Here is a 13979-nt window from a genome sequence, read left to right as displayed (position 1 = left end):
TTCCCTCCCTACTGATTCCCTTGTAATCTGTTCTTAAATTTCTCAGTTTTCTTGTTCTTTTCCTGCACATACTGCGCGGATCCATAGCCTACTTCTCTGCCATCCATTACGCTTGTCACTTCTGCATTTACATAGATCACAGGGCTGTACTCATATTCAGCACTCAGCGTTCGATTCATGGAGAACGTTCCGCCACCTGCGCCGGCAAGCTCAGGCATGTCAGGTATCTGCACCATACGGTCACTTACTCGTTGAACTGTATCGCTCATGGATTCAATGCCGTCAGCGAAACCTTCTCCAACAAACGCACCAAGTTTGCTAAATACTCTTGACGGACTGTGAATCTGCGCTTTTGCCCGTACTGCCTGCTCAGCGGCTGAAGCCATTTGAGCGGCGATTGACCTCACTCGTCCCAAACTTGACGCCATACCGTTTGCAAGCCCTGCTCCGATATTAGCTCCAACACCTCGCATCCTTCCGGTCGCCGAGTTAGCGGCTGAAACAATTTGATTTGCAGTACTCCTCATGGTGGATACTGCCGCTCTTCCGCCACTCGCAAGAGCTGAATTAAAAGTATTCATGCTCTTACCTGCGATTCCAGGCACAGGTTGTAGCCCGGACTGAACACCGCTTTTCACTCCATCAGCCATTTTTCTTCCGGCGCTCTGCGCGGTACTTGCCCCGGAAGAAAATGCACTCGTGAATTTCTTTACGGCATCCTTTGCTTTGTTCCCCAATGCATCCAGACCATCGCTGACAATGCTGACTGAACTCTTCATGCTGCTAATTGATTTCTGTGCGGATTTGGCATTATTTGCTATGGATTTCATACTTGAATTTACCAGCTTCAGCGCTGCAGCCATTAAAGTGCATCCGACCGCTGATCCTGTCATTGCTAGGCCAAAAGCTAATGCTCCGGCTGTAGCGACTAAAAATGTTGGTCCCAGTAGTAATAAGGGAGCATTCAGCACGAGCAAGCCTGCCGCCAGTCCTACAGTAATCGCAAGCATTCCTGCAAGTCCCGCTGTGGCTGCTATGGCTCCGGATCCAACAAGAGAAAGGGCAGCGCCAACAACTGTTAATGCCGCTCCCGCGACGGTAAGTCCTGCTCCAAGTACAACCGCTCCGGCCCCAAGGGCAAGAACGCCGACTGCAGCAATCATAACTACTGCGGCAACAAGGCCAAGGCCAACAGCTACAACCGCAAGTCCCGCGCCAAGTACAACGCTGGCCACACCAGCAGCTGCAGCACCGGCAGAAAACGCAAGCATTCCTGCTCCGAGAGCCGCAATCGCTACAGCACCTTGTAATCCATATTGAGCAACCGTAGGCAATACACCAGCAACAATAGACAATGCTGCGCTTGCCGCAAGAGCACCAACACCGACCAGCGCAATTGCAGCACCGAAAGCAACAAACCCGACTGCACCGGCGGTAAGTGCTGGGCCTAAAACTGCAGCCCCTACCGCAAGTAATGCCATGACAACTACAAGACCAGCCACTGCCACTGCGGCCATTGGTCCAGCCTGCGCCAGTTGAATCGCAGAATTTACAATCAACGCAAGTCCCAGACTGGCAAGTGCTATTCCTGCGCCAAGAGCAATAAAAGCCACTGACATCTGTAAAAGGCTGCCTGAGCTTGATGCACTAGCACTCCCCAAGGTTTGTGTGGCAGAAGATACACCCGTCAGTTTGCCGGCAATCGCTCCTACACCTTTTCCTGCGAGGCCCATGATACCCTTCGAGAAAAGGCCCAATGCTGGAGCTACCGAACTTACTATTTTAAATCCTTTATACGCAAGGAGTAATTGAGGCAGCTTCGTGATCAGATCTGCAATCTGATCGGAATGTTCTGTCAGGAAACCAGCAAACTTTTTAATGGCATCCGTAGCGGTTCCCATGATATCTGAAAAGTTACTTACGCTTTCTGTGGACCCGAACGATCCAGTGAGTTCACTTAAGCTATCACCAATAGCGCTGACTGCTTCACCGAATGCTTCTTTAACCTGGCCAGCATCTTCTTTGATAACGTCCCAGTATGGCGATATTTTATCTAAAACACCAGGGATCTTCTCTGCCATCCAGTCGAATGCGGATCCAATCTTGTCATTCATCCCGTTGATAGCGTCAATCACTTTTGTTTTCGCAAAGGAATCATACAGTTTCTGTATTCCACTGGACGCTGTTGCTTCCATGTTACCCATAGCTCCTTCAAAAGTCGTTACGGACGTAGCCGCATCTTTGGCCATATCAGTCATACCTATGTTGTTCATGGCCTGACCTAAGAGCTCTGCTGTGATCTTGCCGTCTTCCATTGCGCCTTTAAAATCTTTACCGATAACCGGATTGAGCTTTGACAACTCTTTTCTGAGTCCCCCGGCCAACTGTGGGCTGGCATTCAAGATCTGATTCCAATCCTGTGCATGGAGAGCACCGGCAGCCATTGCCTGGCTATATGCCAATCCAACAGCACTGAATTCCTGTGCACCGCCACCGAATACAGCAACTGCGTTGCCAACAGCCTCGGTCATCTTATCAGCGTCCTTAATTCCATTCGCCGACAATGCTCCAAATGTACTCAGAACATCATTGAGAGAAAACACGGTATCGTCAGCATAGGTTTTCAGCGATCCAGTAGCGCCGGCAATCCTCTGTATTTCTGCTTCCGGGGTACCGCCAAACCGCATTGCTGTCTGCAGTTTCTGCATAGAATCGGAGGTCCCTATAGTCTCCTTAGTAAGCCCAGTTAGACCACTGGAGACTATGGAAAAGGCCTTGTGCCCGATGCCGGCCATAATGCCGAATCCAAGACCGCCAGTAAGAGTGGTCTTCAAACTATTCGCAGAACCCATTGCAGTTTTTAGAGTAGATGAAAACCCATGATCAACTGCAGAAAGAACTGCTCTTACTGAAAAATCACCCATGTATTTTCCCTCCTTTCCTTAATAATCTTCCGATACCTTTAAATCTCTCCTGCGGATTATCTGGTTTCTTCTTTTTTACACTGGCAATTGCTTTCTCATAGTCAAAGAACTTGTTGAATGTGTTATATACCGGTCTTGTCTTATTTCTTCCGGCAGGCTTTTGTGCCTGAACCTGATAATTTAAAAATGCCTGCTCATGGCGTCTATATTCTTCATCCACCATATGCAGGTTATGCGCTTCGATCAGCAGTTCATATTCAGGTATCGTAAGCTGATCCACCTCTGATAGTCTCTTAAATCCGAAATAGCGGAAGCAATTGACAGCTATCTCATGGTACATTTCTTCAATGCTTACTGATTTGCTCTCGCTTTTTGATTCTCCACTGCTTCCAGAATCTGGTTTGTCACTTTTCTGGTAGAGTTTGCTGTCTTTAAAAAACCCATAACTTCATCAAACACCTCATCGATATTGGTGTTTTCATCGTCAATAAAGGCGTCAATCGCCGCTTTTGTCAGACGAGGGTTCTGCCCTTTATTCGCTGTATCAAGCACATCCTCCAAGGCTTCCACATCACCATCAATAATCCTCGCTATGTTATAGCGCGCCCCAACATTTCGCCTTACACCAGGCGCGTCGCTATCTGTAATGGAAACTTTCGCGTTCATATCTCGAAGAAAGCCCATCCCAAAGTTGAACTGATACACCTGACCGTTAATTGTTAATTCCTGCATCTATTTTTCCTCCATCTACTATCTACTCACTTAATATCGCCATATCAACGATCCCCTGGCCTACTATGGCTGACATGGCAGGGGATGTTATTCCCCCGACGTGTCTTTTTTTGTGTCCTTAAATACCAGATCAGCGATAGCCTGCTGTTCGTCGCTTATAGTCGCATATCCATCAACACCTTTACCGTCAATGGCAAACTCAAGTGCAACCTCTGCATGGTCCTCACTGTTTGAAGTCAATTCGTAACTTGTACCATATCCATGATAGTAAGTAGCGGCGAACTTGCCTTCATTTGTGTCATCGCCGGGAGCATCGAGGTTTGCCTCCCAGATCTCCAGCATTTCACCATTCATTACCGCTGATTTTATCTTTTTAGCAATCTCATCATTCTCGCTGGAAAAAATCGCTGTCGCTTTAATCTCCGTCTCAGGATCTTTCGGGACCCTGATACTTCCGCTCTTCGTGGAAACCGTGTCCGAATCGCTCGAAATAGATGTACTGTTTTCTGTTGTGAATGCAATTGCTGTCGCGTCATTCGTCTTCGCCTCATCCAAAAGGCGATATAAATATACAATTCGCTTGCCTTGTATAACTGACATATTTTTTACCTCCTATACGTCAAATTCTAAATGGACCATGCATCGCCAAATTGGAGGCGTCACGGTTCTGTCTTGCATTACTCTGATTGTGGAATCGCTGACTCTCATGGATATTTGATATCCAAATACATCTGTCAGCTGCATTGCCTGCCTGAAAAGAGCTTCTCCTGCATCGGAGACGTGCTTCCGCTTGTCCTCAGATTCCCAGAGGTTTAGATCAACCGCAATCCGTGCAAGCGTCCCATTCTTTGTACCTACAAAGTTGGAAAGAAAGTCTTCAAAATCCGCAAAGGGATATATGACTTCCGCCATAGGGCGACTTTCATATACGTGTTCATTAACCAGAGGAGATACGATCTGCCATAGTTTATCGTGTATGGCCTGTTCTACTGTCTTTTCCATATGCACCTCCTACTTTACCAGTTTCTTCATGTCCGCCTTAAACTGCCCTTCCTGCTTTTCCAGAGACGGGCGTATATAAGGCTGGGCCCGCATGTATCGGGTTCCATATTCCACATACGGCGCATATTCAGCGGTTGGCTCAACTTCTGCAGTTAAACCACTGTCCTTAATTTCAAGTCCGATGCTACGCTTCAGGGTGCCAGTGTCTACTGGTACAACACGCTCAGCAGCAGTCTGCAGTTCAGACCCGTTTTGCTTTACAACCCTCTTTACATCATCAAGCTTTACATTCTTTTTCAGGGCTTTTATGAGCTCACCAACGCCTTCAATTTTTACCTCAGCCATTGTTCTGCATCACCACCAAGCTCTGTGCGACACTGGGAAGCCTCTCAGTGTCCGTATGGTAGGCTTTTCCGCCTATTTCGATAAGGTCATAAGCTTCGCCATAAACACGCTGTAAACGTACAACAAGCCGGTTGGCTTTCACATCACCAAACACGGCCTGCTGTCGGTCTGCACCCATGTGTGTTACATTCGCATATTTCTTTGTTCTTACTGGCTCTTCCTGAATCCATTCTCCTGCTTCCGGATCATAATGTTTCTCAGCCTCTTTAACAAAGGAAATAGGGGTATCATATCTCATATGAAACGCACCACCCCTCGATTATTGTTCTCCTGTTCTTCACACCATGCCTGTATAGCAGAGAGATACGGGGCAATATCATCCCCGTATGTAATACTCTCGCCCTCTTGGCTGTAGCTGGACATGCCCTCGTTGCCGATCCGGTTGAAGCGCACAATCGCAAGCTCGGTCACGATGTACTGCAATGGATCCGGAACAGTCGTTACATCGGCTGGCAGATAAGCAAGCACCTGTCTCCCTGCATTAGCAATGATCAGGTTTAGCTTGCTGTCCATGTCGGTATCAGTAATACCCAACAGGAGTTTTACATCGTCAAGTGCTGCCATCTAATCACCTCGCTTACGGGGTTACTGGTGCTTCTGGTTCTTCCACCGTAATCACCGCAATTGCATCCTGATATTCTGCAAAGAGCCTTAAGCCCATAATTGCATAGGATTCAGACAGTGCACGGCTGTAATTGCCCTCGGTATGGAATCCAATCAGTCCAGTTTCAGAATCCGTGGTGTACGGCAGTCCTGCCTGCGCAAACTCGGAATCACCTGGATCTACATAATAACCAATGATGTTATTAATAGGCGTTGCGATGATCTGTCCTTCTTCCAATTCGGACGAAATGAATACGACATCTGCCCCTAGGAAGTTTTTCACGTAATCCATACCGAAAGCGGTCTGGATCGTGATCTGTGCGGCACCGACATACTTGTACAGGTCAAGAGTATTCACCCACACAGCAACGCCTGTGGCCGTTCTGTGTATCTTCTTAAACTTGTCCTTTACTTTTCCAATCACCATTGCGATTCCCATCTGCCAAGTCGTTTCGGTAGATGTCAGAGTTCCCGTTTTGAGGAAGTCGTAGAACCGGTTCAGTACGATATCCTGCAGCTCTGTCTTGAACTCTTCGTCTGTCATGGCAACAGCTACATCATAGCCATGCTCTGCAATAGCCTCGGCAGACACACCTTTTCGATATTTCTCAATATCAATAGAATCGTAAGGTGTCTCTTTTACTTCAAACTGGGAAAGCGGGATTTCCTCGCCCTCGGCTACCGTCCCACTCTTTAAAGTGCCGGTTGCTTTCTTTGTCTTTAAGGTGGTTCCGTTCCCTTTTTTGATAAATCTGGAAATGCCCATGATATCCGTCAGGGCTTGCAGATTTTTGGAGAAGGATGTAACAAAATCAATTTCTCTGGCTGCCACCGTGATCTGCGCTTTGCCGGTCATCCCCGCCGGCGCTGCAAATAACTGTAAATCAAATTTCTTTGTATGCATGTTCTTTATCTCCTTTACTGGAATAAATTAATATGTTCTGTGATCATTCTCTGTCTTTCGGCACGGTCTTTGATTGCAAGTATCTGTTCTTTGGTTACTGTTCCCTTTCCACCTGTTCCGGCTTTCGGGGGATTGCCCTTTAAAGCGTCCTTGACGGCACCTTGGACAGATTCTTTAAACAGCTTCGTAAATGATTCCACTGCTGTCTTTGTGTCCGCTGCATCGTCTGACACCAGATGTGACAGGAGTTCATCAGGAATCGTGATCTCCTCTTCGGAAAGCATCTTCCGGGCTGTCTTTGACATATCGGAAAGAGCATTTGCCCGCTTCAAGTCTGCGATCTCTTTTTCGAGTTTCCTGGCTTTATACTCGGCCTTCTCTTCCTTTGTCATTTTCGCCAGCTTTTCAGCCTCGGACAGCTTATCATCCGTCAATGCCTGCCACTTCTCCTGTGCGGTTGTGACCGCTGTGTTAATTGCTTTCTGCACCCGGCGATCAAACTCCGCCTGATTGCCTTCACCTTTCAGGAAATTGTCAAATGATACCGGGCCGTTGCCGTTACCACTTCTGGTCCCTGCACCACCTTCCTCTTCTGTTCCGCCACTTGCACCTGCCCCGTCTCCGTCGCCATTACCGTCACCGGCCCCAGCTCCGTCTCCCTCTGCGAATAGCTGCAGATCAAAAGGCTTCTTTGTTTCTCTCATCTCTAAATAAATTCTATTTCTCATAAAATCCTTTCCGTGCCCGCTCCATTCACTTAGTGCCCAGAGCGTTCACTGTAGTTTAATGTCAATTTCGGACAAGTTTTAAACAAGTCGCACATAATCTGGATGGGTACTTGCAACACCGCAAATGCCCAGAAAAAAAGAATCTACCAGAAGTTTTGACTTTTCTGACAAATCCTTAATTTTTAAAATGAATACGCCCGGCGCAATTGTGTAATCTGGCCTATCACCTGTCAGCCCCTCTATGGATGCGATTAAGCCCTGCGTTAACGTGGATACTGCGGCACACACGATATCTTGTCCTGGTGGGGCATATCCTGAGTGACCAAGCACTCTGATTTCGTCCTTTTGGACGCTTACATTAATCATGTTACCTCCTATTCTCTTTCATCTTGCTATTTTCTTCCGATTCCACCATAATGTACTTACAGGCTTGCTAAAGCCGAGTACATACGAAAGGAGGCCTCTCTGTGAAAATGAAGATAAAAGGGCTTGACGAACTTGAAAAACAGCTCAAGCAAATGGAAAAGGGTGCAAAAGAATTAGATGGGACTCACAGTGTACCGTTTGGTGAGTTATTTACACCATCTTTCATGAAAAAATACACATCCTTTTCTTCTATGGACGAGTTGTTAAATGCGGGCGGCTTTAAAGTTGAATCTCAGGAAGATTTTAAAAATATTCCCGAAGATGAATTTGACAAGCATATTGCTACAAGCACTAATTTTAGCACCTGGAAGGATATGCTAGGCAAAGCAAGTCAACAGTATGCCGCAAAGAAATTAGGCTTCTAATTCAGATGATCCTGAAAGCGATGTAATGGCTTGCTGGGCTTCATGCAAAAGCTCAACAAGTCTCTTCGCTTTTTCTATAGCATCATCTATTTCCTTGGTGTCAACCCTGAGATCAATTGTATAGTCCATTACAGTTACCTCCTATTCTCCAGACATTGCCCGTCCGGTGGCAGATATTTGGATCACCGCCTTTCAATCGTCCTTATTCGGTGGATAGCTGATTTCAATGGATACTGACCTTGAGCCATCATCATAGTTAGTTACATTAACCTGTATGCTTTCGGTATCATCGATTTTTACACTTTTTAGGATTTTGCATCCCAAGTCTACTATTTCTTTCTTTTCCATTTTCTTGCACCTCCTTAAAATTGCGTACAAAAATAGCACCGGCCATTACTGACTGATGCTATCTATTGGTCAATTACCTCGAAATACTTTGGGGGATATAAATAGTCCTCCCCGGAATCATCCACGATGCGGTACCAGCCCTTTTCAGTGGCCAGAACTTCATAGACTTTGTCATGAGTTAATACCAAGAATTCAGTTTTCCCCAAATATTTAACTTTCATCCAACCACCTCTTTACCTTAAATTTTACTTTGCCGACAGATTCTTCCTGGAACCAATGCACTTCAGCAGGATATTCTTCTTCCGTGTCTTCGCCCACTAATACGCCCTCGCCTTTAACATGTTGCCACTTTGAAACATCGCCACCGTATTCCTCTGTAAGCCCTTCTGGGACACCGTCATGAAGTGGGTGCTTTGTTCCCTTGCCGGCAAAAACCTCTGCGTTCTGTATGTGGGTACCCGGCGCAAATTCATACTCAATGCCGGTTGTCTTATCAACAACTTTATAATTTCTAGCCTTTGCTCCGACACTCCTGTGTATAATTATGTCCTTTAGTTTTATTGTATCATCTTTACCGGATTTTACAATACCTTTCGATTGGATTTTGTGCTCCTGTGCTTCGATTTCGGCAAGTCTTGCCTCCAGGACTTCTCGGTCAGCGTAGGCAGCAGTGCTGCATCGGCAGTTCGGATGCATGGGGCTGGCATTTGTCCCAGGCATCATCTTTCCTACTTCAAAGACTTTATCATCCAGGGCTTGGCATACAGGACAAGCGGTCGGTTCAGCAATAAAAACATACTTATCATATCCGTTACGCTCATAGGACTGTTTCTGTGCTTCTGTCTGCACCCGTGCAAGCTCCGTCTGCATCAGCCGCTCTGCATTGTTCCGGCTAACCCCAAAAACTTTGGAAATATGCCTTGCCAACTGCCGGGGATTTCTCCCTTGTATTAGACCGATTTTTAATTGACTGGACAATTCCGCTTTCAGCATATCCTGATACATCCAGATTCGGTCAGAGAATTTCGCATTGCGGAAAGAAGCATTCACAATAGAATGCGCTGCCTTCTCATTGTTCAGAACCGACTCACCTAGAATCCCTGCCTGCCGTTTGAACTCCGACAGCGACCGGTCCGTCAGGGTAGTGTCAAAATATTTCTGTAATTCATCGAAGCCATCCACCAGCTCAAGCCCAATGTTTGCTTTTAAAAGCTCTAGGCGGTTAATCTTCATCGTGGCGTTATACAGTCGCATCTCCTCATTGGCTTCTCTTGTAAAGGTCTTGTTCTCTACGTACCTCTTCGCTTTGCGACCGTAGGCGTCAATGTCAAGCTGTGAGATACGTTTCTTCGCCTCGCTTAAGGATATACCTTCTTTGGTGGCATAACGAGCGTAGAAGCCATTGATCTCTTTCTGGACATTATCCATCATGTAACTATAGATCCCTTGGATTTTCTTATTATATCCCAGTTCATCTATGATGTTCTTCCGAAGCTGTGCTGCTTCCCTCTGGCTCCAATACGTTTTGCTGTCCATTATTCAACCTCTCCATTAACTGTTGATCCACCACGCTGCTCTGTTGTTTCTCCTTCTCCTGATCAATCTTCTTAATCTCATTCTGCGCACTGTCCACAATTGACAAAGTTGATAACTGAGTCTCTTGTGAGACAATACCGTCCAGATTCTGTGCAATCTCAGATTCTTCCAGAACATTCGCAGGGAAGTTCGGAGTGAAATAATAATGGAGTTTCAGCCAGTCGTCTTTCTTCATGCCTGACACCGGATTGCTGAAGATCAGTTTGTATCTCCGGTTCATGCCGCTTGTAAACTTTCGCTCCTCTGTCTTTTCCAGATTGCTCATTGCCTGCAGCTTATACTTTAATGCGATGCCGGTGGTCTGGCCAAAGTTCTGATCAGAGATATTCGCTACCATTGAGATCTGAAAGATCAGCTTTTCAAGGCGGTCAATCAAGTGCTCCTGTGTAGCATCTCCATCAGGCTTCTGCAAAAAGTCAACTTCCGGAAGGATATCTTTTAGTGCTCCTGGGAAATTAATGATCCGGTTATCTCTGATCTGCTTGATTGAATCCTCATCTAATATCGCTCCAAGCACTTTCAAATAAGCGTCGGCAAAATAATCCACATCATTTGACTTCTCGCTAATCGCCTTGTTGTACGCATTGATCATGTTGAGAACCGGTTCAAAGATTCCCATGTGTTCCTCATTCTCAACGTACTCAACAGCAGGAACACCGTCAAATCCATGTATCTTATCGTCTGGATCCCAGGTAAGTTTACCCCTCTGTGTAAAGTATCTGACTCGTGTGTCATCCGATATGCTTCCATGTAGTACACCGTCTGCATCCTTATACAGTCTCACGAAATAGCGGGACCGGCAGAGAATTGAATCATCGTAGATCATGAAAGCTTCCATCGGAGTCAGGTATGTGATACCAATGTTTGCCTGATCATCCACATAGTACATCTCGTAGCCTTTACCGTAGATCTTACAGGTCTTTGCCAGCTCCGAGTTGTTGTCGTCCTGATCATTGTACTGGTCCAACATTTCAATGTACTTTCCGATGTTCTCCTCATCCGCGGTGACCTTGATCGGGTTCCCAATAAAGAATCCATTCATAGTATCAACGATGTACTTTGCAAAGTTTACTGCGATCCGATTGTCAGGTTTCCAGTCCGGTTTTTTCTTCTGGTGAAAGATCGGATAGTCTGTTCTGTATGCTTTTTCCAGTTCTGAATATCGGTTCGTGCATTCTGTAGCGTGCTGTGATAGGAACTCATTCAGCTTTATGTCTGTCAGTTCTTCATTGTTTTCCAGTTTAAACATGTTTTATATTCCTCCTCTCACCGGGTTCAATTCTAGATTGTTCATGTCTCTCTCAATGGAATACTCAAAGGCATCCAATGAATCAATATCTGTGCTGCCATCATCTAACCGGACATCCTCATTACTCTTGCTGTCCCATACTGCATCCTGCAGTGCTTGTGAGAGCGTCTCACAGTCTTCTGTAATCGAAAAGAGCCCGGCTCCCATGAGTCGGACTGTATAGTCGATTCTATCTTTAATTCGTTCCTTCCATGCCGGAAGCACCACCATAAATGGAAATGGCTTTCTGCAAGCCTTTGTGATGCTCTGACCGAGTACTGTTTCTGCATTATCCCAGTACAGAGCTTTGGGCTTTCCGTACTTCTTAACTACCTTCTCAACGAACTTTATAATCAGGTCGGATAATATGTTTGCATCGATTCCTTCTTGATAATCAGCATTCATGCACCGCTCGCTCATAACCGGCTGTACACTTCCACTCTTGTACTTTGCTGTAGCTACAAAGGAATGTCCTGAACCATTGCCACCGAAGTCAACTCCGATTTCTATTCTCGTGATATGCTCCTTATCTGCCTTTTGTATGAATGATTCTGGCTTGTCTGCGAACTTCCGGTAGATAGCACCTTCTGCACGCTTCCACAGCCCCTCTATCAGTCGATCATAGTAAACGGTATCCTCATACTCTTTGCATAGATTGTAGACATATTCTGACGGCAGAAATGGATTATCAAAGATCCGGTACTTTTGCAGGTAAATATCAGCATCCGAATCAATAAACTGTTTCAGCCAGTGTGTCGGGTTCTCAGGGTTACACGATCCATCAAAGCAACTGTACTGCTTATCAAGCCTTGATTTCAGCATCTGGAATACTTCCTGATTCCACTTTGCGACCTCATCACCATAAGCATACTTGATTGAGGATCCTTGTATTTTTGCGACCTGATTGACCTTTTCAGCACCCAGGCAATAGACATCTTCTCCGCAGACTCTGGCAATGTTTCGATTGTTGATTGTACCGATCAAGCGGTCCGTGTAGATCTCCCGCATAGGCTGCAGCACATTTCGTTCTACGGTCTCTCTGGACACTCCAAGGATCACATTCAGGCCAGGCTCACCGGCTCTTTTGCGGATCCGTGAGGGGATCATGTAAGCGGTATCTACAAACGATTTACCGGACCTTACAGCACCGGATTTAATGTTCCAGCGATGCGATGCACCTAGAATATATTCATTTTGCTTGCTGCTTAACTGCATCGTCATGCACCTCTTTCAATATCTGATCCAGCTTATTAAGAGCCTCATCTTCTTCATTCTCACCGGTCATTGCTTCTTTCTTCGCCCGATTCAGTTCTATCTTGCTCTTCTGTTCGGCTATATCAAGATCATCCTTATCACTCTGCCCAATAGTATCTTTAATAGCATTATACGCCTGTACATTGCCCATTCCAGCTTCTTTAACCATTGCCATGGCTATAATCTCTTCATATGTACTCTCACCGCCATTTGCTTTTAACATATCGGATAGGTTTCCTGCATCTGCTTCAATAGTTAGAACCCAATTCATTTTCTTTCTTAGATTGGCTTTTTCACGTCTTGTCTTGCCCGAAGCTTTTCCGCCTTTTCTGGCAAGCTCTCTCACTTCCTCCTCGCTTCGTTTATCAAACGGTATTAAGTTTTCATGTCCACTGCTCATCACCTCACCTTCCTATCTGGGCCAATTTTACGTATAGAAAAAGCACCCCGGAGGGCGCTATGTTATTTACTTTAAAATATCTATGTTTTAATAATTAGTAGTCCTCAAAATGCCCATGCGATCCCCCATTTTGTATCTGACCGATTGTATTCATCAACTTGCTTTTTTCGTTTGCAGAAAGATTGGTATTATTCTTTACCATTTTTTTAAAATCACGAATATATTCATTGGACTCAAGTATATTTTTATCAGACAAATCGTCCCTCAATAATGCTTCTAGGTTTTCATTATCTCCTGTTATAAATTCCCACGGGTACTTTTTAGTATTAATATATCTATTACTTTTTTCAATAGCGCTATAATTATTTAAAGTATCCTCCATTTTATCTATGCTATTTATAATCGTATACATCATCATTTTTATATCATCAGTAGGGGATGTTTGTCCTTTATCTGGAAACTCTGCCTTTTTAATATTTAATAATCTTATTATGGAATTAATCCCTTCTTTATTATCTTTTGTTTTATTTATAGCTTCTGTAATTTCTTCGCGGTCATTAATTACCTCTCTGTATATTAGATTTTTTCTATAGTCTAAAGTCTTAATGGTGCCGATGTCAAATATCTTTTTAGTATTTTCTTCTTGAACTAAAACTACTGGCAGGTCAAATGCTTGTCGTATTCCTAACTCAAATAAAACATTAGGATTTCTGGAGCTTAAATCACAAATTTCCATTTCTGAGTTTATAATATCCCTTATAATGTTTTCATGAATCATGCTACTAGATTTATCATCATCAGCTCTCTTAGGTCTGAAACCCGCATTTTCTATGGCGGGAATAAACAAATCTTCATAGACGCATTTAAAATGTCCCGAATTATATTCGGTTGGATCACTAATTGGCATTATAACAAAACACTGTGGCCTATCATCCGTCTGATCGTCCTTACCATTCTCATTATTTTTTATTGTATCCTTATCTTTACTCATAATCTTCCTCCCA

The 13979-nt window shown here is 44.9% G+C and carries 20 protein-coding genes; 1 reads left to right on the top strand and 19 read right to left on the bottom strand.

Annotation, left to right across the window (positions count from 1 at the left end):
- Positions 1-8: 8 nt before the first annotated feature.
- The 11 genes from INP51_RS06445 to INP51_RS06395 all read right to left on the bottom strand — a co-directional run bounded on the left by INP51_RS06445 (position 9) and on the right by INP51_RS06395 (position 7664).
- Entirely contained in the window at positions 9-2924 is a 2916-nt protein-coding gene (locus tag INP51_RS06445) for a tape measure protein (RefSeq protein WP_193736890.1), read from the bottom strand.
- Complete coding sequence (locus INP51_RS06440) at positions 2917-3264, bottom strand: hypothetical protein (RefSeq protein ID WP_193736889.1); 348 nt, start codon at positions 3262-3264, stop codon at positions 2917-2919. The genes INP51_RS06445 and INP51_RS06440 overlap by 8 nt, the downstream gene beginning before the upstream one ends.
- An 11-nt stretch (positions 3265-3275) precedes the next feature.
- Positions 3276-3656, bottom strand: coding sequence for a tail assembly chaperone (locus tag INP51_RS06435; protein WP_193736888.1), 381 nt, complete (start codon positions 3654-3656; stop codon positions 3276-3278).
- 87 nt (positions 3657-3743) lie between these two features.
- Complete coding sequence (locus INP51_RS06430; RefSeq protein ID WP_193736887.1) at positions 3744-4256, bottom strand: phage major tail protein, TP901-1 family; 513 nt, start codon at positions 4254-4256, stop codon at positions 3744-3746.
- 12 nt (positions 4257-4268) lie between these two features.
- Positions 4269-4658, bottom strand: coding sequence for a hypothetical protein (locus INP51_RS06425; protein WP_193736886.1), 390 nt, complete (start codon positions 4656-4658; stop codon positions 4269-4271).
- A 9-nt stretch (positions 4659-4667) separates the two neighbouring features.
- Entirely contained in the window at positions 4668-5003 is a 336-nt protein-coding gene (locus INP51_RS06420; protein WP_193736885.1) for an HK97-gp10 family putative phage morphogenesis protein, read from the bottom strand.
- Positions 4996-5301, bottom strand: coding sequence for a hypothetical protein (locus tag INP51_RS06415; protein WP_193736884.1), 306 nt, complete (start codon positions 5299-5301; stop codon positions 4996-4998). The genes INP51_RS06420 and INP51_RS06415 overlap by 8 nt, the downstream gene beginning before the upstream one ends.
- Positions 5298-5627, bottom strand: coding sequence for a phage head-tail connector protein (locus INP51_RS06410; protein ID WP_193736883.1), 330 nt, complete (start codon positions 5625-5627; stop codon positions 5298-5300). Before INP51_RS06410 ends, INP51_RS06415 begins: the two co-directional genes overlap by 4 nt.
- A 13-nt stretch (positions 5628-5640) precedes the next feature.
- Positions 5641-6570, bottom strand: a complete 930-nt coding sequence (locus INP51_RS06405; RefSeq protein WP_230406815.1) for a hypothetical protein — start codon at positions 6568-6570, stop codon at positions 5641-5643.
- A gap of 14 nt (positions 6571-6584) precedes the next feature.
- Entirely contained in the window at positions 6585-7298 is a 714-nt protein-coding gene (locus INP51_RS06400; protein WP_230406816.1) for a DUF4355 domain-containing protein, read from the bottom strand.
- Between the two features lie 78 nt (positions 7299-7376).
- Complete coding sequence (locus INP51_RS06395; protein WP_193735397.1) at positions 7377-7664, bottom strand: ribosomal-processing cysteine protease Prp; 288 nt, start codon at positions 7662-7664, stop codon at positions 7377-7379.
- A gap of 101 nt (positions 7665-7765) precedes the next feature.
- Between INP51_RS06395 and INP51_RS06390 the strand changes: the two genes are divergently transcribed.
- Positions 7766-8089, top strand: a complete 324-nt coding sequence (locus INP51_RS06390) for a hypothetical protein (RefSeq protein WP_331463459.1) — start codon at positions 7766-7768, stop codon at positions 8087-8089.
- Here INP51_RS06390 and INP51_RS06385 read toward each other — a convergent pair.
- From INP51_RS06385 to INP51_RS06350, 8 genes are all read right to left on the bottom strand, one after another.
- Positions 8078-8218: a hypothetical protein gene (locus INP51_RS06385; protein WP_193735398.1), complete on the bottom strand. Its 141-nt coding sequence runs from the start codon at positions 8216-8218 to the stop codon at positions 8078-8080. The two genes, INP51_RS06390 and INP51_RS06385, sit on opposite strands and share 12 nt — an antisense overlap.
- A 63-nt stretch (positions 8219-8281) precedes the next feature.
- Positions 8282-8437 (bottom strand): hypothetical protein, encoded by a 156-nt coding sequence (locus INP51_RS06380; protein WP_193736882.1) that lies wholly within the window; start codon positions 8435-8437, stop codon positions 8282-8284.
- Positions 8438-8499: 62 nt separating this feature from the next.
- On the bottom strand, positions 8500-8658 hold the full coding sequence (locus INP51_RS06375) for a hypothetical protein (protein ID WP_193736881.1): 159 nt from the start codon (positions 8656-8658) through the stop codon (positions 8500-8502).
- Positions 8648-9973, bottom strand: a complete 1326-nt coding sequence (locus INP51_RS06370; protein ID WP_193736880.1) for a minor capsid protein — start codon at positions 9971-9973, stop codon at positions 8648-8650. The genes INP51_RS06375 and INP51_RS06370 overlap by 11 nt, the downstream gene beginning before the upstream one ends.
- Positions 9909-11282 (bottom strand): phage portal protein, encoded by a 1374-nt coding sequence (locus INP51_RS06365; RefSeq protein ID WP_193736879.1) that lies wholly within the window; start codon positions 11280-11282, stop codon positions 9909-9911. Before INP51_RS06365 ends, INP51_RS06370 begins: the two co-directional genes overlap by 65 nt.
- 3 nt (positions 11283-11285) lie before the next feature.
- A complete protein-coding gene (locus INP51_RS06360) occupies positions 11286-12536 on the bottom strand; it encodes a terminase large subunit domain-containing protein (RefSeq protein WP_193736878.1) in 1251 nt (416 codons plus the stop codon).
- Complete coding sequence (locus INP51_RS06355; RefSeq protein ID WP_193736877.1) at positions 12511-12975, bottom strand: KGG domain-containing protein; 465 nt, start codon at positions 12973-12975, stop codon at positions 12511-12513. Before INP51_RS06355 ends, INP51_RS06360 begins: the two co-directional genes overlap by 26 nt.
- A 94-nt stretch (positions 12976-13069) precedes the next feature.
- Positions 13070-13966 carry a hypothetical protein gene (locus tag INP51_RS06350; RefSeq protein WP_193736876.1) on the bottom strand — a complete coding sequence of 299 codons (897 nt, stop codon included), beginning with the start codon at positions 13964-13966 and terminating at the stop codon, positions 13070-13072.
- Between the last annotated feature and the right edge of the window lie 13 nt (positions 13967-13979).

Source organism: Blautia liquoris, from assembly GCF_015159595.1.
Taxonomy (GTDB): Bacteria; Bacillota; Clostridia; order Lachnospirales; family Lachnospiraceae; genus Novisyntrophococcus; species Novisyntrophococcus liquoris.
The sequence above is the reverse complement of the archived record's forward strand: the minus strand, read 5'-3'. Positions and strand labels throughout refer to the sequence as shown.